Annotated in this window: 16 protein-coding genes and 1 pseudogene; 1 reads left to right on the top strand and 16 read right to left on the bottom strand. The window is 39.8% G+C overall.

The window, feature by feature from the left end; all coding sequences use genetic code 11:
* Window positions 1-45 precede the first annotated feature (45 nt).
* From pglX to AC3AQ9_RS03450, 14 genes are all read right to left on the bottom strand, one after another.
* A complete protein-coding gene (pglX, locus tag AC3AQ9_RS03515; RefSeq protein ID WP_488306061.1) occupies window positions 46-3,498 on the bottom strand; it encodes a BREX-1 system adenine-specific DNA-methyltransferase PglX in 3,453 nt (1,150 codons plus the stop codon).
* A 13-nt stretch (window positions 3,499-3,511) separates the two neighbouring features.
* A complete protein-coding gene (gene brxC / locus AC3AQ9_RS03510) occupies window positions 3,512-7,084 on the bottom strand; it encodes a BREX system P-loop protein BrxC (RefSeq protein WP_488306060.1) in 3,573 nt (1,190 codons plus the stop codon).
* A 19-nt stretch (window positions 7,085-7,103) separates the two neighbouring features.
* Window positions 7,104-7,670: a DUF1788 domain-containing protein gene (locus AC3AQ9_RS03505; RefSeq protein ID WP_488306059.1), complete on the bottom strand. Its 567-nt coding sequence runs from the start codon at window positions 7,668-7,670 to the stop codon at window positions 7,104-7,106.
* 10 nt (window positions 7,671-7,680) lie between these two features.
* Entirely contained in the window at window positions 7,681-8,271 is a 591-nt protein-coding gene (locus tag AC3AQ9_RS03500) for a DUF1819 family protein (protein ID WP_488306058.1), read from the bottom strand.
* A gap of 32 nt (window positions 8,272-8,303) precedes the next feature.
* Entirely contained in the window at window positions 8,304-8,546 is a 243-nt protein-coding gene (locus tag AC3AQ9_RS03495; RefSeq protein ID WP_488306057.1) for a TIGR04540 family protein, read from the bottom strand.
* A gap of 198 nt (window positions 8,547-8,744) precedes the next feature.
* Window positions 8,745-10,010, bottom strand: coding sequence for a competence protein CoiA family protein (locus AC3AQ9_RS03490; protein ID WP_488306056.1), 1,266 nt, complete (start codon window positions 10,008-10,010; stop codon window positions 8,745-8,747).
* 218 nt (window positions 10,011-10,228) lie between these two features.
* Window positions 10,229-14,572: a PDDEXK-like endonuclease domain-containing protein gene (locus tag AC3AQ9_RS03485; RefSeq protein WP_488306055.1), complete on the bottom strand. Its 4,344-nt coding sequence runs from the start codon at window positions 14,570-14,572 to the stop codon at window positions 10,229-10,231.
* A gap of 627 nt (window positions 14,573-15,199) precedes the next feature.
* Entirely contained in the window at window positions 15,200-16,372 is a 1,173-nt protein-coding gene (locus AC3AQ9_RS03480) for an ABC transporter permease (RefSeq protein WP_488306054.1), read from the bottom strand.
* Window positions 16,366-17,055, bottom strand: a complete 690-nt coding sequence (locus AC3AQ9_RS03475; RefSeq protein WP_488306053.1) for an ABC transporter ATP-binding protein — start codon at window positions 17,053-17,055, stop codon at window positions 16,366-16,368. Before AC3AQ9_RS03475 ends, AC3AQ9_RS03480 begins: the two co-directional genes overlap by 7 nt.
* 9 nt (window positions 17,056-17,064) lie before the next feature.
* Complete coding sequence (locus AC3AQ9_RS03470) at window positions 17,065-17,925, bottom strand: efflux RND transporter periplasmic adaptor subunit (RefSeq protein ID WP_488306052.1); 861 nt, start codon at window positions 17,923-17,925, stop codon at window positions 17,065-17,067.
* Between the two features lie 448 nt (window positions 17,926-18,373).
* A complete protein-coding gene (locus AC3AQ9_RS03465; RefSeq protein ID WP_488306051.1) occupies window positions 18,374-19,285 on the bottom strand; it encodes an ABC transporter substrate-binding protein in 912 nt (303 codons plus the stop codon).
* A 31-nt stretch (window positions 19,286-19,316) separates the two neighbouring features.
* Window positions 19,317-20,048 carry an ABC transporter permease gene (locus AC3AQ9_RS03460; RefSeq protein ID WP_488306050.1) on the bottom strand — a complete coding sequence of 244 codons (732 nt, stop codon included), beginning with the start codon at window positions 20,046-20,048 and terminating at the stop codon, window positions 19,317-19,319.
* 4 nt (window positions 20,049-20,052) lie between these two features.
* Window positions 20,053-21,045, bottom strand: coding sequence for an ABC transporter ATP-binding protein (locus AC3AQ9_RS03455; RefSeq protein WP_488306049.1), 993 nt, complete (start codon window positions 21,043-21,045; stop codon window positions 20,053-20,055).
* 18 nt (window positions 21,046-21,063) lie between these two features.
* The gene (locus AC3AQ9_RS03450) at window positions 21,064-21,717 is read right to left on the bottom strand and encodes an ABC transporter permease (RefSeq protein ID WP_437149292.1); all 654 of its coding nucleotides are present in this window, start codon (window positions 21,715-21,717) and stop codon (window positions 21,064-21,066) included.
* Window positions 21,718-22,117: 400 nt separating this feature from the next.
* Between AC3AQ9_RS03450 and AC3AQ9_RS03445 the strand changes: the two are divergent.
* Window positions 22,118-22,903, top strand: a pseudogene (locus AC3AQ9_RS03445) (putative hydro-lyase).
* 130 nt (window positions 22,904-23,033) lie between these two features.
* Here AC3AQ9_RS03445 and AC3AQ9_RS03440 read toward each other — a convergent pair.
* Together AC3AQ9_RS03440 and AC3AQ9_RS03435 are read right to left on the bottom strand one after the other, a co-directional pair.
* Window positions 23,034-24,323, bottom strand: coding sequence for a TRAP transporter large permease (locus tag AC3AQ9_RS03440; protein ID WP_488306048.1), 1,290 nt, complete (start codon window positions 24,321-24,323; stop codon window positions 23,034-23,036).
* Entirely contained in the window at window positions 24,320-24,814 is a 495-nt protein-coding gene (locus AC3AQ9_RS03435) for a TRAP transporter small permease (protein WP_488306047.1), read from the bottom strand. The genes AC3AQ9_RS03440 and AC3AQ9_RS03435 overlap by 4 nt, the downstream gene beginning before the upstream one ends.
* Between the last annotated feature and the right edge of the window lie 58 nt (window positions 24,815-24,872).

Raw genomic sequence — 24,872 nt, 5'->3', positions numbered from 1 at the left:
CTTCCCCCACTTATTCGATAATGCCTCTTTATCTCTTTAATTTAACTAAATCTTCGCAACTAGTTTGTCAAACTTCGCATAGTTGAAAGCTACACCATCATCCAAATCAATTTCAATTTGCTGATCTGCCATGTGATGTAACAACTCATCATATACTTTCAACTCATCGATTTTCTTGTCGAGAGATTTCAGTTCTTTCTTGGCATCGCCAATTTCTTTTGCTGTTGAATCTCCTTCAATTATATTAAGCAAATCTCTCTTCTCAGTATCCATGCGAATTTGGACCTCATGTAAATAGTCGGTTCTAATACGAGAGAGAGTTGTCTTGTCATAACGATGCATATATATGAGGCAATTAAAAGCTTTTTCTTTGCCAGAAGTAAATAACCAATAAATTGGTCGTTTCTTATAAAACTGTACATGATCTTTATAAAAATCATTTAAGAAATATCGACGTAAGGTTTCTCTTGCTGTTTCATTTCTATTTCGACCAATTGCATCCGCTACAAAATTAAGATTATCCTCGAGCGTTTCTTCACCATATGCCATTCGAACGAACTGGACGAACTTATTTATAATATCATCTTCTAAATGTGCTACTGAAAGTACTGGTAAAATATTATCATCATCAACAAAAAAATTCTTATAGCGAGAAAAATCAAAATTTCCTCCAGTATAAAGCAATCCATCCTCATCGAGTGAATATCTTCCAAATGAACAACCTATTGCATAGGAAATAAAACTTTTCACATCGCGTTTTACATCTGCCAACCTTAGTGTTACGTCATTTACTTCCGAAATTAAGTTTAATTCATTCTCTAAAGACGTCTGCTTAATAAATATTTCATTTAGTTTAATTTCGTTTTCTTCAACTTCTTTATAGATTTTATACAATTGTTCTTCCCATAATTCGAAAATCTTATTTATTTTTTTACATGAATATAATAAAAAGGGATGTCTTTTAAAATCCCAAGAATTTTCAAATGAATCCCATTCAAATTTTGACAGTTCAATATTTCTTTCTACTAATTTTTCTACTTCTTGAACTTTCTCTTCGATTAATATATATGGCATATCTGCAACATTACCTGCTTGAAGATGTAAAGTAGGATTCAATATTTGAGTTACTATGTCAGATATTTTAGTATTTAATAATCCCAACATATATAATCTGTTTTCCCGAGGAAAACATACACTTGCTGTGCTTTCAAAAAAATATCCTTTTTCCATAATTCGAAATGATGATTTTCCGGTCGTTATATTTGACCAAGTAATTCCTTCTTTAAATAAGTAACTCTCACTTCGAATAGTGGCTCTTCCACTCTTCTTGATTGACTCTCCATTTTCTTCCCAATTTATCACATAGTCATGGTTACCATACCACTTTCTAAAAGGGCCACCTTTTTGACAAATAAACCATTTATTTTTTTTCTTTAAATCTATCTCATGCCATAAACGTAAAAATTCTTGATTATTACCGAGTGTTGATCCATGTTTTGTTTCAGCAACATCTCCGATTTTATTATATGAAGGAAAAAGATTTATAAAATCATTACTAAGCCAATATGCGATTGGACTTCCAGGTATTAAACTGAAGTTTTTTTGGTCAAATAGATATTGATATGGAACCAGAGGGTTTTTAATAGCATCTAAGGTCTTTTCTTCTTTTTTTTGTGCTGTTCCGGCATTTATCAATCGAATAAATGTACTATTAAAATTAGGTATAGAAATATTTCTTAAAACAAAAGTTGTAGTTTGAACAACTTCTCCACCAATTTCTTCGAAAGCTCTCGGACCTAAATGCAACATACTATCAATATATTTTCTATCAATTACTTTTCTACGTAATTTTTCATAACTAGACAAAAACATCCATGAGTGTTGATTTATAAACGCAAAGAATCCACTTGGTTTCAAATAAAAGTCCACTTCCATAAATGCTGCAAACAAATCTGCTTTAGAATCCGAATAATTTTTTTTTAAATGATCAACAAGTTCATTATTCATACTTCCTAGCCCCATGTAAGGCGGGTTTGTCACTAAAATATCGAATTCTAATGACATAATTTTTGCTTGCTTGATTATTTTTGGCAACAAAGATAAAATTTTGTCGCGTTTTTCTAAATCGAAAAGATCAGTAATAGGGGCTGCATGTATAGATTCCACCCTTTCCTCTAAACGTTTTGTATCTCCGTCAATAACTTTAATGAGAGAACCTATAGTTTTAGCGTGGTGAAACTGTCCAATAAAAGTTTGAGTTTCTTCAAAAAAATCTACACTTCCCGCGAGAAATTCTATGTCCTCATTAGTGAAGGTATTCGTTTCTTGAATAGAAGCCAAATTAAGTATTAGTCCTTCTCTTTCGATACTTCTCAAGAAACGCTTATTGTATTCCATAGCTTTCATTACTACTGAAAAACTGGCGAGTTGATAAGCTCTGTCATCGATATCCAAGCCGTATAAATTGTTTTCAATAATAAGGCGTGGAATTTCTCTCTCCATATAACCACTCTTGCTATATATTTCGTAAAGCACATCAAACATATAAACAAGAATATGGCCGCTCCCCATAGCAGGATCAAAGCATTTAATGTCTTCCACTTTCATTTCTTTATTTATATACGGTGCTATCTTTTCTTCAAAACCTTCTTCAGTGTTTTGTAAGAAGAAGTTCCAATCATTCACTAAATCTTGATGTTCAGGATGGGCTTCGACCCAATAACGTCCCAATGAGTTTTGCACCATATATTGAACTATCCAGTCAGGTGTAAACAATTGTGTCGCAAATGGAATTTCTTCCGCTTTGTATTTCTTTTTGGCTTTAAATACCCGATCTTTTTCTTCTGCAATATAGTACTGATAAAGCCAACCGATTACTTCGATTTTTTGCCAATTACTTTCAGGTATCGCTTCAATATTTGTCATTTTGCGGATACATGAATCGGTGGCTAATAATCCTTCTGGGAATAGGATTTCCGTATAGTCGTCTATTGTTTCAAACATAAATGGCATATACCGGTTTAAATCATTGCAATGTTTGATAGTAAGGTACTTGAACAATTCTTCATCTTTATTATTCATTTTCAAATCGTATATATATTCTTTATTTAAATCTAAGTCAAGGGATATAGCCTCTTTCATCATATCCGGCTCTGTATTTTCTGCATTTATTGAAGATAATACACGTACTCTAGTAGGGAGGTAATCATTCACTTCCATGAAACGAAGGGCTGTAAAACGGTTAAACCATGTATAGGCCGTTTCTTCCATCACTCGATCAAATCCAATATCACGAATCCGGATGATTAGCTTATTGCGTTGCACTCTTTCTTTCTCCGAAAGCTGCTTGCCATCTATAAAGATGGCATCCGAGCTTTCAATATTAGCTTTTTGGATTCCTTCAGCTGTAATTCCGACTTTTCTTGCTTGAAGCTCAACTCTTTCTAATAATTCTCTTCTTGCTTCTGTAGCAAATCTCTTTAATGCTGGTTTATTCAATATTCTCCCCCACTTACTTTCTAAATTCTATGTGTTTATTATCTCTTATAATTTGCTTTAATTTTCGAGATAAATTTTCAATGTATTGATCTATTTCAGCCTCTGTAGTTAAAGGAGTTGGACTAAATAATTCAGCCGGTTGAACGAATCTTTTCTGAACAGGAGTAGGAGTTGAGTCTGCTCCATCTCTAACCGGTCTATCTTCTTGTTCTTTTCGTTTTCTACGAAGCCATTCTTCAATTTCTCCATTAATTTTATTCTCCGCTTTTTCTTTGAAGTTAGCACTTCTCGGAATAGTGGCTTCTACTTTAAAAATATCCGTATATGAAGCAAGATCTTCTATTAAGCTTTCATAGAATTTTTTGATTTGTTGTTTCGTTTCATCGCTAACACCGTATTGACTGGAGAAGGATAAGATACTTTCCTGATCATCAGTAAGTTTGTTTATGGCGTTCTTTTTCTTTTCAGACAACACCATATTTATGTGTTCTTCTATTTTATGAGCCAACTCAGGAATTTCTTTGATTCTTTTGTAAGGAATTGGATCGTCTAAAATTGCTGCTAAACTTTTTACGGCTTTTTCTATTTCTTCTCCACCTAAAAAGGCAATGTTTTCATCATATTTAGCATACTGAGCCAATCCTTGATTGAATATTTGTTTTTGATTACCACTGAAGAAGCTCTTTACGTACATGATGTCTTCTTCCCAATAAGCTAAGTCATCTTCTAATTCCTTTAGTTTTGTGAAGAACGTTGCGTTATCTAAGCCATTATGGAATTGGTTGAAGTATTCAAGGCCTTTATTCAGAAGGCTTTTCCCTGGATATTTTTGTCCTTCATATTGAGCTTTTAGTTCATTGATCTCGGCGATCTGCATTTCAATCAACAGCCGGAGATCTTTCACTAGTCCATCTTCATCGTCAGCCAGATCTGTTTTATTGAAAACTTCTTTTGCAACACGCTTGGCAGCACGAATCAACTTTTCATCTACTCTACCCCTTTTTAAAATAATCGCTTTGTCTGCATCAGCCGTCTTAGCGAAAATTGACACTAAGAGATTTGTATTCTGCTCAGGTTCCAAGTATTCAGCGTTATACCGAATGCGAATAAGTTGTTCTTTCAATAACTTCGCAATTAATGCCGCTATGTCCAATTGCTTCCAACCATACGGTTTATCCATAAATCGGTCATATAAAATCTTGACACGGGTTTGTTTTTGGATGTCGTCTTGTAAGCAAATAAAATCAAATATTTCTTTTTTAGCCAATTCGTTTGGATAGGTTTCCAAAGAATCATCGAATGAAATCTGTTGGTTATCCGAAGCTAGGATATGGATTAATCCTCTTTCATTTTCCAAATGCTCTTTTACATAGCCAAGCTTTGTATAAATATTATCCACTAAGATTTTGAATGCTGTGTTAAATTTTTCTTTTACGGATGAACCTTTTATATCGACTTTCTCGCCGTTGATAAAGAAAGCCCCGCTCTTAATGGCATCTTCCAGCAATTCGCGGCCACGGCGTTTGCGTTCCCGTACTTCCGCTTGTTTGTTATTCAAGATATTTTGGATATTTTCCGGAAGCTGCGTAATGTTTTTTTTCTTGCGGTATTCTTCTATACGCAGGGCTTCTTCGATTTCCTCTACATACAATTCACTGCCACCCAGTCTGATAATCATTTCTCCGCTGCCGCCAGTCATCATCATCAGTTCTTGCTCAGACTTTTGATAATGATCAGAAAGCGGGGAAATTATTTGGACACCGATACTCGATGATTGATTACCGTAATTTTTCTCGTCCATCTTTTGGTTGTATGAGAAAAGGTACTCAGAAGAATAACGGAACCGTTTTTCGTCGTAAAGGTCTTGGAAAATGTAAGTGGCTAACTCACGCTTCACAACTTCCTCATCTATATTCGAAGCTTTAATTTCACGGTTAATATCTTGCTCATCGTCTGTCAAGAAAAGATAGTAATCCCCATTTTTCTGGATTAAAGTTTGTGAAATAAGTTTTCTAAGTGAACTTTTGATTTTTTCTTTTAACTCTAATTTATCTTCATCAATGTTTGTAATCATTAACGTCGCAATATTATCAATATTCGCTGGCAGTTCTTTAATATACTTGACCATGAATAAGACTTTTAATACTTCCATATTAAAAGGATCATCTTTCAATGCCGGGTTTTCATATGCTCCGTCAATCACTCGAGAAACTGACGGATTCAAAAACTCTCTAATTGTTTCATAAAAAGCAGGGAACGGGATTAAGAAGCCTTCTTCTTCTAACTTGTATCTTAAAGCAGTTTCTTTGTATGCAGATAACATAGAACGCTCGCCTTCAGATAAGCTTTTACCAGAAGAACCGTGTTTTCTTATTTGTTCAAAGACGTTTTGAAGCAATTTAAATTGATAAGGGATGAATGGATATACTTCTGCAAATTCCTGCTCATTGTCATAGCCTCGCAGATCAGCCGTGCTTTCACGGAAGCTGATCAAGTTTTTTAAGATGGCACTTTTCTCGGGAAAAAGCAATTTCAATTTGTCATTCACGTAATCTTTTTTAAGAAGGATTCGTTTTTTCAGGACTTCATCTACTGAAATTGAAGATAGTGAAAGTCTTGTATCAAAACGGCCTTGAATTCGTGAGAAATCATCGCCTTTTACTTTGACGATGCTATCAATGCTTTCTTGTGAAGTCACCATGACCCAAGCTTTACCTTTCGCATGGGTACCCAGTTCTTCAGTAAGCGTTTGGAGGTTTAGCATCAAGCTTCTGCTGTCCCCTATGTATTGACCGATTTCATCCACCAAGAAAATCAGATGAAAGTTTTTGCCTTTTTCAACGATATATTCTTTCACGTCTTTTGCAAACTTTTCAATGCTGATTTCGTAATTATTAACCCCATTGTCAAACCAGTTTCCAGCTGATTCTTCTGTCATGTCTGTGGCTTTTGATAAAGCACCGACGATATAATCTCTGTCAAAATAAAAACTGTTGCGACGTTCTTCCCAAGGTTCACCGGAAAAGTTTTTAAACTCGTCTTTGAAAGTCTGATAGCTCCCTTGTTTGTCTAAGTACTTCTCCATCTCAGCAACGCCTGAAATGTCGCCGTAATAGCCTCTATGTTCATAAAAGACTTTCATAAATACGCGTAAAATCGCATCTTCTTTTGATTTATTATCCAGTTGCGCTTTTGCATCGATATTGAATAGAATAGTTTCTGTTTCGATATCGGCTGTTCGCTGCATGTTTGCTAATACTAACGGATCTTGAATTTTTTCATCAAAGAAGTCTATAGCATTTTTATCTTGCACGTTTTTGTTTTCTAACAAATAAGCAAGTATTTTAAGGAAATGCGATTTACCAGATCCAAAGAAACCTGAAATCCAAACGCCCATTTTATCAGTTGAGCCATTTACGCCTTTTTGATAGTTCTCGTAAAACTTCGATAAGTGCTTTTGTAATTCGCGCGTGACTACATACTCGTCCAATTCCTGATAAATGCTTTCATCATCAGTTTGCGCAACTTTAATTACACCACGAATATCACGTTCTATATCTTTCTGGAACATTTCTTTTAATAACATTTATAATCCCCCTATTTAATTAGTCAACTAAGCGGAATGCCCGATAATAATTATCGTCTTTGAACTTGCCGAATAAGTGTAAATCTTGTTCGCTGTATTCACCTGGATAAAACATGATTACCGGTGTTTTATCTATGACTTCTTGTAAATTGTTTAAAATATTATGGGATCTGACAAACGGATAAACCTTCCCTACCCCTGTTAAAATGACCACGTCATGTCCATTCATTTGTTCTTTAATTTTCTGTAGAAATATTTGTGGATTCGCAAATGTAGTAAGAGCTTTGAACAAGGCATCTTTCCCTTGTCTTTGTTCCATTTCAAAAATCCGATCGAAAATCCTTTTATCCTTAGTAATTTCCAATAGTAGCTTGTAAAGGTCGAATTCAATGATTTTTCTAGTCGAACCATCATAGTTAAATTCTTTTTTTATATGCTTTATATAATCACGGACAACCAATTCATCCTCAGGTTTGTAATCGAAAACATAAAAGCTAATTTCATTTCCAAGCCCTCGGCCATCAATGAATTTATCTTCTTTAATTTTCGGAATGATTCGGTCAAGTCTTGCATTTAAGTTTGCCATTCTCTCACCTCTATTCACCCATCGCTTGGACGTACTTGGCATCACCAATTTGTCTTAGATGTTCTTTAATTTGTTCATCGATGATTAAGCGATTTAATTCGTTGCTTTGGCGCTGTTTTAACATGCCGCTTTCGAAAAGCACTTGAAGATAAGCACTTTTTAATCTTTCGATATTAGAAGCACTCCAATTTCCAACCAGCTCGCTTTGTTCTGATTTTACAGTAAAAAAAATGTTAATGTCTTTTTTTTCAAATAGATAGTTATTCGTATGCATCTTTTCACTTATGACTTCATCCATAAATTCAAAGAATAAAAGATCAGTCTTCATTATTGCGTATAAGTTAATCACTTTTCCCGATTCCAGAGAACCTTCTAATATGATTTTTGCAAGAGTTTCATCAATAACATCCAATCTTCTCATTATTGAAGGCATTGAGCGTTTGATTCTCCCTTTGTTTCCAAACTGAAACAAATTTTCATCCACTATCTTTTTACGAATTTCAGCGTTTGAAAATCCTTGCACTTTCAATTTTGCAGCTTGTTTTAACTCAAATAATAAGTAAGAAGCACCGTTCAAACTTGATGAATACTCTAACTCCATTTTGCTCTCACTCCAAACTTTTTTAAACCTTTTTATGAATTCTTCATTTCTATGATACGTTCGATAATGACTAACCTTCTTTTTCCGCATTGTTGTTGAACGACTTTAGTAAATTCATTATTTTTGACCAACTTTTCCTGGTTATTTATATATATGCCTTTAACGCCTTCAATTAGCTTTTGTTCGATAATTTTATCTTCCCAATAGGCATCAACCAGTTGATTCAACGCTGCAGCTATATCCCGTTGTGTACGATAGAATATTTTGATTTCCATTTATTTCTCCTCATATTTAATTTATACTTAGTTCTTATTTTACTTTAGTTTATTATTATTGCAATAACAGTTCTTTTTTGCATAAAAAAACCTGTGTAAACCTTTAGACAGGTTATACACAGGTTAGAATACACTTGTTTAATCATTAAAGAAAATACTACTTCCATGGAGATATAAATGTTAAATAGCTTTCCTATTTCAAATGACTTCATATATCCTATCGTTTACATAGTCTTTCTTTATCAGCTTAATCTTTCCGGAAGTTTCTATTCTACTTAAGGCAATACAGACATCTCCATAAATTCGATATCTACCTGTAGCAAATGTATCTGATGGAGCACCGCATTCCTTAACTAAATAATTGCTTACTTCATATGCTGAAATCACTTTCACTTCTTCAATGTAATCATGTAAAATCACTGATAGTCCTACTTCATCATATCTTTTAGCATTAGTGAGTGGCTGACTAACTTGTAATTCATCAAAAATAATTGACCCTTCTGCAGCTGCTGGTATGTATTCTTTATCTCTTTTAAGTGCTTCTTGTAAAAAGTTCTCTCTTTGCTGATCTTCTATAAGAGGGTCACTTAATTGCATAGTGTCTTCTGTCAACAGAGCAGTAGCCATTTTTATTTCATAAGCTTCATTTAATGCGAACGCCCGGTAAGGATGACTTGTTTGATCCTTCAAAAAACGTTGTATAGTAAAAGTGATGTTTGTTTCTGTAGATTTCACGTAATAAAGGCTAAACACTTCATACTTCCTTGGAGCATTTTGATGATGGTAATTGAAGAGATCAAACAAATTATTTTCCGTTTTTAGATGGTCCAAAGCTGCTTCCCATTTATGGTCTTCTTCCATCTTAACTGCGATGTCTAATTCCGCTTCCCATAGATGAATAACGCGATGTTTCATATCAATAGATTGCTCAGTTTCTTCTACAAACCATATCGGTTTTAAATTCTTAGTTTTAAAATAATCATTTCTCTTTTTTATTTGTTGTACAAGTCTTGAATCTTTCGTTGCGGTTACGTCAGTCAAAATAGTAATAGCAAGTTCTGCTTTACTGTTTTCAACTATAATGTCCGGATAGTATTTCCATTTTTCATCCGCTTTTTCGATGTAACCATATTCTACATGTAGATTGTCATTAATTTTTTCTTGCGTCTTCAATTCATCGTAAATGATTTCCTTCATTACTGAATGTTTCTTTGATTCTCTTTTTATTTGTTTTTGGTAAGTTTCACTAGCTTCTGAAATAGAACAAGAATTACTTGGATGAAAGAAATGTTTTTCATATATGTCTCCAGCTTTCAGCTTTAAAATCCCATTACAATATGGGCAAGTAAATGCTCCTTTATCTGCTGCTTTCTTCAACCTACCTACTTCTAACTTAACCGAGTCTTGCATACTTAAATGGTTGTGCAGATTAAACCTTTCCCCTTCATAAATCGCTTCTAACATTTAGATTTCCCCTTTTACTTTCAGATATTTAAGTTAGCTGCTTAATAAATTAATAGTACCACTTAAGTTCCATAATTTTCAATTAAATTATTCTTTATAACTATAAACAGAACTCAAAGTAGTCCAAACAGTATTGCAATCAAGTATTAAATCCTCGTTCTAAAATGGAAAAGAAGCCTCTCATTTAGCTGAAAGGCTTCTTTTCAAACTCTAAATCATTATTTAATCAACTGTTTTTCCTTTATCGGCTCTATCCCAAGCGATTCCAACTGCCCCCAAAGACTCTCCAAAGCTTTCACCTTATCAAAGTAGAACTCTCTGCCCCGCACCCTCCAGAATTTCCAACCAGAGCGTTCCAAAGACTCTTGGCGCTTCATGTCTTCCTCGAACTTCTCAGGGCCGTGCCATCTTTCCCCGTCGCATTCAACGGCTAAGCGATCACGGATTCCTTCGACAACCATATCGATTCGGTATTGGCCGACTTTGACTTGCGGCGTCACTTTATAGCCTTTAGCCAAAATCATGCGGAGTACATCGACTTCAAACGGCGAATCGCATAGTTCTTCCAGGTTTTGAACTTCCATATTCAAACGAGTCGGGTTTTGGCAATAGCTTAATAAGCGGTAGCGCAAATCCACTGAACTTAACTCTTCTAAATCCACTGAGTGGTACAATCTCATTTGATTTTTCGCGCGGCTTGCCGCGACGTTGAATCGCTGCTTGTCAGCATTGCCCGTCAAGGCTCTGAAATTGCGGTTTGGTGCAGATACCATCGATAGGAAGATAATATCCCGCTCGTCTCCTTGCAGTGTATACGGATTGCCGCAAATAATTTTCCGCTCCACAAATTCGCGGTCGCCGATTTCCTGGCGTATCCGGGATTCCAATAATTTATGCTGGTCTTGGCCAAGCAGTGTAATAACGCCAAATGTCTGGCCTTTTAGTTTCGGATCGCGGACTATTTCTGCCATGTCTGCAACAATCGCATCGATTTCGCCTTCATTGACATCTTTACGGTCCTCGATATAGCCGTCTTTGACTTTGATTGCCAGTACCGGCGGATCAATCTTGTCTTCTTCTAGCGGCAAACGAAGCGGAATCATTTCACCGCCATAGCTCATGTCATTCGAGAACTGGATGATTTCCGGTACGCAGCGGAAATGTTCCCGCAGCATTAATTTTCCTTCTTTCGGGAAGGTCTGCTCCGCGATTTCATATAGGGACAAGTTGCCATCGAACAGATCCGCATTCGGTATGCCTTTCAAATGGCGGCGCACCAATTCCATTACATCGTCTTGCTTGGTACCGATCGATTGCGGACTGATTTGTTCGTCATCACCGACGACCACGATTTTCTTGCCACGCAGGAGCACATTGATGGCGAACAAATCGCATTGGCTGCTTTCGTCAAAAATGATGACATCGAATTTTTCATTGGTCACCGGGAAGTTCTCAAGCACTTGGCTGATCGGCATGATCCATACCGGAATGGCACTTTGTGCAGTTTTCATTTCTTCTCGGGCACCTTGTAGATTGCGCTGCGCCGATTTCCCGCTGCCTTTGCCGAATCGTTTGATATAGGTTTTCCAGGCAGACAATGCCCGTTTTTCTTCATCGGTTATCCGGTTTACTTGGTTTTTCCAAGTGGACGCACTGACAATCGCACGGATCAAACGCTTTTGTTCACTATGCTCTTCTTCAAGCTGTTTTTTCAAAAGCGTCGTATTCGTATCTTTCGTTTCATCAAGCCAAGTCTGCAATTTTTTCAGTTCAAATGATTGTGCATGGTCTTCAGGAAACTCACTATCTTCTCCCGCTGACATTTCAAGCAACTTTCCAGTCAGAGGCAATGTCTGATTGAACTGCTCAAGTAACGCATAAAAACGACCCACTTTCGCTTTGGTCAGCTGCAATTCTTCAAGTGTGCTCAAAAGATGGACCCATTTTGAAAGGTCTTTATCTTGATAAGCCACGGCAAAATCTCGGCTAACCGGATGCATTTGGTTTTGGGTACTTAAAGCCATTAACCCAGCCAGTTCTTCATTATATTGGGCTTCCCATTTCAAATACTCCATTCGCTTCAGCACCAATTCAAGGTCTAGGATCAATTGTTTAATTTCTGCAATAGAGTAAAGATTGATATCGCTCATGCCGTAAGAAGTAATCTTTTCTTTTATGGATTGGGCTGTATCAACGGTTTTGATGACCAATTCCAATTCTTTCAGCCGTTCTTCCAATAGGTGCGGGAACCGCTTTTCTTTTTCATCTATCACGGTATGGCGGATGTCTTCCATATTGCCATTCAGCAGGCGAGCCGCTTCTTTTTTAACCCATTCGTATTCCAAATGGGTCTCCAGAATTTCAATGTCTTGAACTGTTTTAACCGGTTCGCCGTTCAGCACGGAATCTTCGAATAAGTATTTAGCTTGTTTTCCTTTTACCATAAAGAATAAAAAGTTGGGTTTCTTACCATTTTGAAGAGGTTCTTTAGCGACAGTTAAATCGTTTGTTAAAGCTTCATTGCTTTTTTTCGGCAAGTTGATCGTGTGGATGACCAGGATATGATAGGAAGCAAATAAACGATCAACGGCTCCAGCTAATTTATCGGTCAATGTCCGCCAGCGTTCTTCACGGTGGCCGCCTGCTCTACAATCATCCATCATGGATTGGTAAACTGGATTCTCCAACACTGCCGACATTCCGAGAAGTTCATTAAGATCTTTTTGGAGCCTTTTGATTTCTTTTTCGTCCAATGGCAGCCCGTATTTCTGCAAGACGGCTTTGCCTTCTTCATTTGATATTTTCAAGTTATTTTCGATTTCTATGAACACGGCAAAAGATGAAGCATTCTTAAGTTCTGCTTCAACCAAAGGAAGCTGCTGATGCCGCAAGAGAAGCTGTTCTTTTGTTGTCTCGTTTTTAAGCTGCCATAATTCCTTGAAATCTACGAGGTTCAACGGAAACGCTGCATCTATTGCAACATTGTCTTGAATCCAGCTGTAATGGGTATCTGATTCTGATAGGCGTTTGGCGACGTCGTATTTGAACAGTTTTTCTCCTTTGTATTGGAGGACAGTGCCTTCTTTTTCGGCATATTCCTTAAGTAGGTTTTTCAAGCGCGCTTCTTCGCGCTTGCTGCGGTTCAGCGCTTCCTTATCGCGTTCGATTTCTCGTTCCAGCCTTGGCACATCCAGTTCGCCCAGTTTTTCCCCGATGACGCGGATCGACTGCTCAATTTCCTGCAGCGATTCACGACCGCCTCCAAGAACCGGCACACATAAATCACGGATTTCCTGGGGAATCTTATTTTTCAAGACTTTCAACGGACTTTCTTTTTGGCTGGTGATGAGAATCTTTTTCCCTTCTGATAAGAAGTGGGAAACCAAGTTGGCAATCGTATGCGTTTTCCCTGTACCAGGAGGTCCCTGCACCGTAACTCCTTGATGGCGGGATACCCGCTGAATAATCGCTTTTTGCTGTTCGTTCGATTCAAGCGGGAAATACAAATTATTGTCGTCAAATGCTCCGGCGTTATTTAAAGATTCATTTCCTTCGGCTGAATTGTCTTTTATGGGCTCTCCGATAATAGCAGCGACCGTATCGGATAATTCCAGTTCACCTGTGGAAATGCCGTCAATAATTTGAGCCAGATCATCTCTTAATACACGCGCATTTTTGATGCGGAGAGAAAGCATGTGATAGTTGTAGATCACTGGATCTTTGTCCGGAACTTTCGAAGCTGCATCCGAAATAAATTTTCCATTTGCATCAAATGTTTGGATAAATTGTGTAAAGAAGTCGGTAAAGTCTTCTGTAATTTCCCTCGTTTGAACTTCTTTCCATAACTGATTGATCGGATTGATATTCGGAATGGAAATCCCCGAGAAAATTTCACGCTCAACTGCTGTTTCCTGATCGACCAATTTCACGGAAATGATGCCTTTAAAAGCATCCAATTCAAGTTCCGCTTTGCTTGTCAAAAGCGGCGAACGAATGGTTCCAATCTTCGGATCCGGATGCTGCCAAACGAAAAGGCCGGTTCCGTAGACAAATTCCAGCGTTTCCCCTTCTTTTTCAAAACGCGAAAAGAGCTCGAAAAATTCTTCGTATTTCTCCAGCGTGCGTTTTTTGTTTTTCAGTTTTACGGACCACTCTTTCCACTCCGGCATCCATTGTTCATAAGCGGCCAGGCGGTTATCGTTGTCAATGAAAAATTCCTTTTGCTGTTCGCCAACTGCAAGCTCTGTTGTTTTCATCGTTATATAGGAAGGGATTGCGGTTTCTTTCTTCGGCTCAAAATTGAGCCAGTCTTTGAAAATCGGTTTGGGAGCGGGCGGCGTTTCGTCCGCTTTCGTGATAGCGGGTCTATGTATTTCCACGAGATTTTCACCATTGTGGCAATTCCCGAAAGTAAAACAGCCATCCAATTTATCTAAGTCTTCCAGCTGCCAGTTCTTCTCGAAATCCGTGTAGTTCCGTATAACTTTTCCGACTAAATTATTTAATGCCAGCATGTATTCAAAAAAGTTTTTGGCTTTCTCATTTGCTGTAACTGGTTCCATCGAATACACCTCTCTTATCTTTCCTTATTATGTAAGAAATTTTAACTAATAGTAATCTATCGATAATCATAATATGAACATTTTTCTTTTATTCCTAATACTACCAACAAGAAAGTCCCTAGACAAGATAACGGTTGAGATTGCGATAAGTTTCTTCTTTTTCCATATGCATTTAGTCATAATTGAATGGATATTGCCTTTTCCACTTATTAAAAAGAAAAGCAGCCTTCAGTCAAGTAACTAAAGGCTACACCTAATAAATATTCAGTTGTTCAACTTTAATCATATTGAATATTGTGGATGAAGATTTGAATAATGCGTCGAAGATAGTGAAGCGATGCAGTGACAAAAACAGGAGCCTAGCGGCAATAAAAAATATGCTACTCTAGCTGTTTTGTGAAGTATCTAAGTGAGCAATAATAAAAGAGCTTTATCAATGATTCTCCCTAGTGTAAAAAACTTATCCAGCGCCGGCGCGTCCAGAGCTAGACGGAGCTATAAGACGAGTGGTCTTCTCGGCTTATAGTGGAAGTCATGCCCAAAGCGGCCAAAGCGATATAAAAGGATTGTTTTTTAGTTCAGCTTATATAGTTTGTTCTATGTCATTCATTTTTTATTTATCTAAATCTATACACTCCTCAAAGCATCAATCGGATTCAATTTCGACGCTTTTCTGGCAGGGGCCATTCCGGAAACAAGGCCAATCGTCATTGAGAATCCGAGAGCCAAAAAGACGGTTAAAGGAGACAGCAAGAAGCTGGTGTCCATAAACGAACAAATAGCAAAGGCCGCCAGGATGCCGGCTGCCACGCCAATGATTCCACCAATCAGTGATAAAAAAACCGCTTCAAACAAAAATTGCTGCTGGATCCGCTTCGGTTCCGCTCCGAGTGCTTTCCGCAGCCCGATTTCCGCCGTCCTTTCTGTTACCGAAACGAGCATCATATTCATAATGCCGATTCCGCCCACTATCAAGGAAATAGAAGAAATACCAACAAGCAGCCAAGACATTGTCGTGATCATCTGGTTGATGGTCGACAGCATCTCCTGCGTATTCCTGACTGAAAATCCTTCTCCCTGATCTTTAAACGCTTCATTAAGCTCAGCTTCAATAGCGAGTGTGGTTTTTTCAGCTTCCTCGGAGTCTTCCATATAAACATCGGCCGCCATGATATAACTGGTGCCAAGCAACTGCATCGATGTCGTGTAAGGGACGATGACCGTCTCATTAATGGAACTTGGCGAGAAGGCATGCGATTGTTGGAGGGTACCTATGATGGTGAAGTTCATGCCGCCGATTATCACGCTTTTCCCGATGGGGTCTTCGCCATAAAACATTTCTTCGGCAATCGAAGACCCGATTAAACTTACTTTGTTTTCACTTTGGATGTCTAATGGGTTGATCCCTCTTCCTGTTTCGATCACATCTTCGTTTTTCGAAAAATAGACATCGTTTCTCCCCATCACGCTTACTTCTTTTTTAACGGCGCCAACCGCTGCAATTGAAGTGAAGCCCGTGACGGCCGGTGACACGCCGGCCACATTGTCAATTTCAGCAAGCCGCTCGATGTCCTGTTGGAGCAAGCCCATTTTCAGTGGGGTTTCTAAAGTCGTTACTATGATTTTATCCGCTTTAAATGTGGCGAAATCGCTGGTCATGTCGCTGGTAACCCCTTTGACGATGGTGATCAACGTTATGATGGAGGCTACTCCAATGACAATGCCAAGGATGGTTAACGCCGAACGCATCTTGTTGTGGACGACATTCATCCAGCTCATTTTCAAATTTTCTTTTAGCATCCGGCTCTCTCCTCCCGAAGCTGGCCATCCAGAATGCGGAAAACCCGTCCTGCGTTTTTCGCGATTTCGGCGTCATGCGTAATCATGATAATCGATTTTCCTTCTTTATTTATCTGATGGAAGAGTTCCATGATTTGCTGGCCCGTCTTTTGGTCGAGCGCACCCGTCGGTTCGTCGGCAAGCAGAATCGTCGGTTCGGTCACCATCGCTCTGGCAATGGCCACACGCTGTTGCTGGCCGCCGGAAAGCTGATTGGGCCGGTGCTCCATTTTTCCGTCAAGTCCGACTCTGGCCAGCATTTCCGTTGCCCGTAGTTCGCGTTCTTTTTCGTGGATGCCCGCATAAACAAGCGGCAGCTCCACATTACGTCTTGCACTTAAGCGGGGCAGCAAATGAAATTGTTGAAAAACAAAACCGATTTCCTTGTTGCGGATAGCGGCCAGTTCTTTTTCATCCAGTTCCTGCACATTTTGCCGTGACAAGCTATACTCACCGCCCGTTGGAGTATCCAGGCAACCGATCAAGTTCATCAATGTAGATTTTCCGGAACCCGATGGGCCAAGGATCGCCACAAAGTCCCCTTTGTTTACGGACAACTCAATATGGTTGAGAACCACTTGCTCTTCTCCACCCAAGAAATAGGATTTGCTGATGCCTGACATTTTCAAAATTTGCTCTGCCATGATTCCTCATCACCTCCAGAAAAGCTGTTCCAGCAGCCCTTCCTCGCCGGTCGTGTGCATGACGCTATCTCCAGCTGATACGCCGCTTTTCACTTCCACAATCATGCCGTCATTGATGCCGGTCGTGATGGCTTTTTTTACAGGCTCGCCTTCTTGGGATGGCAGCAGCACATATGGCTGGTTGTGGTTGTCAAAAAGAATCACTTCCATCGGCAGCGTAGTCACTGCTATCGCTTCTTCCTTAATGATTTTCGCTTCTGTGCTCATACCGATCCGTAATCCTTCATCTTTTTCAAGATCAATCGCCACAATGAAATACGAAACACCGTTTTCACTTATCGCTTCTTTAGAAATCTCGGAAATAGTCCCTGTTAGTTCTTTGCCGAGTGCATTGATGGTAACGTCTACTTTCTGATCGGTTTTCAAGAATTTAAAACTGAATTCATCCACCTTCACGTTTGTTTCAAAATTAACATAGTCCACCAGCTTCATCATTTCAGTGCCGGCCGTCACTTGCATATTTTTCTTGATTAGAACTTGCGAAACTTCGCCGTCTATCGGCGCCTTTATTTCTTCGCCTGTCATTGCTACCATTAGCACATCCCCGCTTTTGACTTGATCGCCTTGCTGCACCTTAATATCGCAGATTTGCATCGGTTTTTCGCTTATGACAGATTCTCTGTTTTTGGCGTCAATTGTCCCGGGGAAATTATAATATGTCCTGATGTCTCCTGTTTCCGCGACTTCAGCTTGAAAAGCTCCAGTTCCTTTCGGCATAAAAATACCAGCTGCAGTCATCGCTAAAACCAAAATGCCGATTAAGCTCCATAGCATCCACTTCCTTTTTTTCTGCTTTCTCTTAGCTGTCATGTTTTTACCTCCGTTCTTTGCACAAACGCTGACTCATCAAAAAGATGTAAATTTCGGGATTTCTCTTCATTTTATAAATTTCCTTATACCTGCTTCTGCTCTTGTATAGCGATTTCTCTATATGATAAATAAATGATATTTTTAATATTTTTAAGTTCTATTATAGTATCATAAATTAATTATTTATTCAGTATTTTTCGAATAGTTTATACTTGGAATGAAATATTTATACTTCCTCTGGATGGCCGATTTTTCTTTAAAATCCTGTAATACACGCGAAACATGATATGAAGTTGTGTATTGCCACACGAAGTTTTTAAATGGGGATCCGCATAAAAATGGAACAATAAAAGCCTTTCCCACTAAATAAGGGGAAAGGCTTTTATTGAACTGCTTTTCATTTTATAAACTCACAGTACATGAAGCTTTAATTTCGGCGAAAAGAAATCTACTTATCTGCCAGCAAATCATTTTCAACCAGCCAATCATGCGCTACAACTGAAACGCTTTGCCCTTCAACATCCACTTGATAATTCAATTCTCTCATTATGTCATCGTTCAGTTTACCAGCTAAACGGGCTGTGATTTCTTCGATTTCCGGATATTTCTCATGCACTTCCTGGTTGATCGATACAGCCGCATAATAAGGAGGAAAGAATTGCTTATCATCTTCTAACACAGTAAAATCATATCGTTTAATGGAAGCATCCGTTGCAGATGCCCCGGTAACGTCCACTAGTCCATCGTTTAATGAACGGTGTGTCAACCCCAAATCCATTTGTTTGATCTGCTCCGTACCAAATTCAAAGCCATACGTTTTTTCTACACCTGGCAAAGCGTCCGCACGGTTTGCGAACTCGACACCCGCCGCCATCGTTAACTCGCCAGGATGTTCATTGACATAGGCAGCAAGATCGCTGATGGTTTTAATCCCAAGCTCTTCGGCTCGTTCACTTTGCATCACCAATACAAAAGTATTGTTGACCGGTGACATATTCATCCAGTGGATGCCGTTCAAGCTGTCCAGCTCTTTGACTTTTTGGAATGCTTGCTGGGGATCAGGGACGGGTTCTTGTCCCATGTAAGTCATGAGCGCAGTTCCGGTATACTCCCACATCATATCGACTTGTCCGTTTTCCAATGCCGAACGGACAACACTGCTTCCCAAATTGTTCATCTGATTGACTTTAAAGCCTTCTTCCTGCAATAAAAATCCTGTCATTTCAGACAATAAGTATTGCTCGGTAAAGTCTTTTCCCCCGACAGTAACTTCTTTTCCTCCAAATCCAAAACCGGAACAGGCTGAAAGAAGAACTGCGCTGAAAATTAGCGGGAGAAGAAGTTTGAATGAATTAATCACTACACTTTTGCCTCCTGTCTTCTAATACCTTTTACTCAAGGCGTCTTGCTCCTTTTGGAACGATCACGTACTCCAGTTTCCGCAATAGATAATCAGTCAGGATGGCCAATAACGTCACTGGAATGGCACCAGAAATCAAAAAGCCATTATCAAATAAGCTGATCCCAGTGAAGATCCATACACCAAGACCTCCAGCTCCAATCACATAAGCCAGAGCCGCTGTGCCAATATTCAAGACGACAGCTGTCCGGATACCTGCAAGGATCGAGTATGCGGCATTTGGAAGTTCAATGCGAAATAAGATTTGAAGCGGCTTCATGCCCATCCCTTTTGCAGCATCAATCATGTTTTTATCAATAGAGTCAATTCCTGCCACGGTATTTCTAAAAATAGGCAGGATTGAATAGATGAACAATGCAAAAACAGCGGTTTGAAAACCGATGCCTAAAATGCTGATCATAAGAGCAAGCACTGCAAGACTTGGAATGGTCTGCCCTAAGTTAGCAAAATTGGAAACAAGCCATTCCGCTTTTCGGAATTTAGGACGCGTAATCAAAATCCCTGCCGGCACCGCAATCAAAATGGCAAGCAGTGAAGAAACGAGTACTAGTTGGATATGCTGTTTTAAGAGGATTAAAAATGTTTCTTTTTCACTGAATATATAATCGAAATAATGATTGGAGATCGCCCAGATGAAAAATACTGCGACCAAAGCATAAAGTGAAAACCTTACACTATTCCCTATTAACTTTTGTCTGTTCACCGGCTCACCCTTTCTGAGAAACGGACAACTTCCCTTTTATTTCAAAATGTAAATATTTTTGTATAAGATCAATGGTAATTGTGCCGATTTTTTCCCCTTGTCCATCTGTCACAATAACTTGTTCGGCTTCCTGGTTCATCAGCATAGACAAAGTATTCCGCAAATCCTGGCGGACATTAACTGTTTTGGTATCTTGAATGGAATTATTCACTAGTCCAAGTCCGATATTTTCTTGAACATCTTGAACCGTATGCAAACTTAAACTTTTGATTGCCCGATCTTGCCCGAAAAATTGAGAAACAAATTCATTTTCCGGATGAGCCAGCATTTCTGAAGGCGTAGCATATTGCATGATTTCCCCGTTGCGCAAAAGGATGATTTTATCAGCCATTTTGATTGCTTCATCAATATCGTGGCTAACAAAAAGAATCGTTTTTTTGACTTCCCGCTGAATTTGTAAAAATTCATCCTGAATTTTTTCCCGGATAATCGGATCAAGTGCACCGAATGGCTCATCCATCAGCATGACAGGTGGATCGGCTGCAAGTGCCCGGATTACGCCAATGCGCTGCTGCTGCCCCCCTGACAATTCATAAGGAAAGCGTTTACGGTATTCCTCTGCATCTAACCCGATCAGCTTCATTAAATAAGAAAAGCGTTCACGCTTATCTTTTTTGCTCCATCCGAGAAGATCCGGAACCAGCATAACGTTTTCTTCTATCGTCATATTTGGGAAAAGACCATTGCTTTGTATTACGTATCCAATATTCCGTCTTAGTTCAATAGCGTCTAACTCCATAGAATCCTGTCCATTGATGCTGATTTTGCCTGCTGAAATGGATTCCAACCGGTTGACCATTCTCAATAACGTTGTTTTCCCGCAGCCGGATGGCCCCAATAAGACCACGATTTCACCTTGTTCTACGCTGAAGTCTACGTCGTTGACCGCTATTTTTTCACCATTGTATGATTTTGTTACGTGATTGAACGTTATCATTTTTTCACCTCTCTGCAATTACTGGACTATACCTTTGTTGGTAAAACGTTTTTGGATCATCAGCAAAATGGCATCCGCAATGATTGCCAGGATTGCCACAGCAATCGAGCCGCTGATAATCAAATAGTTGTCGCCCCGGCTAATTCCCTGTGTAATGAGGACACCCAGTCCGCCAGCTCCAATATAGGCTGCGATAACAGCAATCCCGATGTTTAAGACCACTGCTGTCCGGATGCCCGCCATGATGATCGGCAACGCGTTTGGAATTTCAACCCGCCATAAGCGCTGATGTGTTTTCATTCCCATGCCAATCGCAGCGTCACGCATCTCCGGATTAACGTTTTTAATAGCTGTGTATGTATTTCGGATAATGGGAAGCTGTGCATACAGTACGAGCGCAACAAAAGCCGGAAGAAAACCGATTCCCTGGCCGATAAGAGAAAAAACAGGAATCATGACGCCAAACAGTGCAATACTCGGAATCGTTAAGGTGATTGAAGCAGCTTGAAGGACTATTCCTGCAAGGTATTCATTCGTTGTCAAGTAAATGCCAAGCGGCACGCCGATAGCTAAGGCCACAGCAATTGCTAACGTGACTAAAACAGCATGGTCTACGGTCAATTCCAAAATTCTTGGTGCGTTCACCTCGAGAAATTTTAACCATTTTTCCACTTTATCCCCCCTTTCATGTCATAAGGTAGAATACCAAATTCACCTTCTACTCTGTTTTTGAGCACTCAATAAAATAAGAGCTGCTCAGCTCTTCATTTTATTGAATGTTCTATTTTTTGCCGATTCAATTATACCATATGCTAAATATTTCCATAAGAAGAAGTAGAATGACAACTATATAATAATTCCCCACCTGGTATATAGGTAAACATGTTCTATGAAAATAGTATTCATAAGACGAATGACTGAATTATTTGATTTTACAATAAACTGCCTTAAAGGTATACTCGATGGTAATAGAACTAAAGTCAGTTTGGCTCCTCTGCTAGTGCTAAGCTCTTCTTTATCTTCCGGCACATGGTGAAATAGTATCCCCATAAGGGAGTGGATCTTAATGAATATGACTGAACTGCAATCTCCTGCCGATATCCGCCAGTTGATTAGAGAAGGCAGATGGCAGCAGCCGACTTCCGGCTTGGCAAACGGTTATCTGCAAGCCAATTTGGCGATTCTGCCAAAGGAAATGGCTTTTGAATTCCTGCTGTTTTGCCAGCGCAACCCGAAATTCTGCCCGCTGATCGATGTCACTGAACCTGGTTCGTTTGTGCCGGCCTTATCTGCGCCGTCGGCCGATCTGCGGACCGATCTCCCAAAATACCGCGTTTACCGGAACGGTGTACTGGCTGAAGAAAAGGACAATATCATGGATCTCTGGAATAAAGATATGGTCGGATTTTTAATCGGCTGCAGCTTCACGTTTGAAGAAGCATTAATCAGCAACGGTATTCCCATGCGGCATAACGAAGAAAACTGCAATGTGCCGATGTTCAGAACTGCCGTCCCAGCGGTGAAAGCTGGACGGTTTGAAGGACCGACAGTTGTCAGTATGCGGCCGGTAGCTGAAAAAGATGTAGTCCGAGCCGTTCAAGTAACAAGCCGTTTCCCTAGCGCCCATGGTGCCCCTGTCCATATCGGCAATCCGGCTGGCCTTGGCATTAACGATATAAACGCCCCAGACTTCGGAGACCGCGTCACCATCAAAGAAGGGGAAATACCTGTTTTTTGGGCATGTGGAGTGACGCCGTAAGCCATCGCGATGCATGTAAAACCTGAAATCATGATTACGCATGCACCTGGGCATATGTTCATCACCGATTTAAAATCAGCAGAAATCAGTGTCATTTGATGAAATGATGAGTTGATGCCATTTAAAAAACCTGTACAGCTATTTTTCGCTGTACAGGTTTTCTTTTATCTCAAAACAAAAACCGCAGCAAGAACCTTTTACGGTTTACTGCTGCGGCAGTCGATGGCAGTTATTCATATAGATTCGGCAGCCACATGGACAATGCCGGAATGAATGTGATGACCAGCAAACAAACGATCATCGTAAACAAAAACGGCAGAACGGCAACTGAAATCCGTTCAAAACGGACACCACCGACGCTTGATGCCACAAATAAATTGACGCCGAGCGGAGGCGTGATAAAGCCGATGGCCAAGTTGGCAACCAAAATGACGCCAAAATGAATCGGATCAACTCCTACTGCCACCACAATCGGCAAGAGAATCGGCGTCAAAACAACCAATGCTGAAATGGTATCGATAAACATCCCGACGACCAGCAACAATAAGTTGATGGCCATTAAGATGACGAGCGGATTCGTTGATAACTGAGTCAGGTAATCGGAAATTTCTCCTGGAATCTGTTCGATTGTCATGAAGTAAGCAAACGATACAGACAATCCGATGATGATCATCGTCGTGGCATTGATGACAACTGCCTCGCGGAAACTTTCATACAAGCCCTTCCACGACAATTCTTTGTAGACGAATTTACCGATAACGATGGCATAGACAACTGCCACTACTGCTGCTTCTGTGGGAGAGAATATCCCGCCGTAGATGCCTCCGAGAATGATGACCGGAATCAGCAATGCCCATTTCGCTTCCCAGAAAGTTTTTACGACATCTTTAAATTCAAAAGTCGACGCTTCTCCTGGTTCAGGCTTATACCCGCGTTTTCTCGAGATCAAATAGGCGGTGATTAACAATCCCACTCCGATCAATATCCCTGGAATAATACCGGCCAAGAACATGCTTCCGACCGAAACGCCACCAATGACGCCGTACAAAACAAAGGGAATACTTGGTGGAATGATAACACCGATTGATCCTGCTGACGCTGCAACCGCCGAAGCGAAGCCGCCGTCGTACTTGCGCACAATCATGGCCGGAATCATAAAACCTCCGATTGCGGCCACAGTAGCTGGACCCGAACCAGAAATGGCGGCGAAAAACATACAGGCCACAATCGTCACCATACTGAGCCCGCCTGTCATCCACCCGACCAAGGCGGAAGCTAAGGCCAATAGCCGTTTGGAGACTCCGCCTTTGCCCATTAGAATACCGGCCAGCATGAAGAACGGAATTGCCAGCAACGGAAACGAATCGAGCGATGTAAATGCTTTTTGTGTGATGATGCTTAGCGGCAAAGTGGTGCCGAAGTAAATCGCTGTCAACGCTGAGACGCCCAACGCGAATGCAATCGGAACTCCGATCAATAAACAAATAAATAAAGTGCCAAATAACAGGGCTATCGTCATGCCGGAAGGTCGCCTCCCTTATGCATTTCATAATCGCCTTGCCAAATTTTGATCAATTGCTGGATCAATCGGATACACATGCCGATTCCGCCTAACGGAATTGCTAAAAACGGTATCCACATCGGCAGCTGCATCGCTGGCGTAACTTGTCCGTTGGAAATACTGCTTAGTACCAGATCTGTTCCAAAATATGCAAGGAATAATGCCATTGCAAACCAGATCATTAAAGTGATGGTTTCCAATATTTTTCTAGGTAAGCCTGTGAAACGTGTGATAAAAGCCTCCACGCGGATGTGTTCACGCAATTTCACCGCATAACTCGCACCGATCCATACTTGGAAAATATGTATATAGCGGGCCATTTCCTCTGTCCAGCTTGGCGCATTGGAAAACACATACCGCCCGACCACTTGCCCGAATATCAGAGCCACCATAACTACAAGCGTCAACACAAGAATCGCTTCTTCCGCTTTCTCAAACTTTTTTATCATTTCCACACTTCCTTCCAAAAATGAAGAATCAAGGAATTGCTTCCTTGATTCTTCATTT

Source organism: Planococcus sp. VCh962, assembly GCF_057748275.1.
Note: the sequence above shows the minus strand (reverse complement) of the source record. Positions and strands in the feature narration are given on the sequence as shown.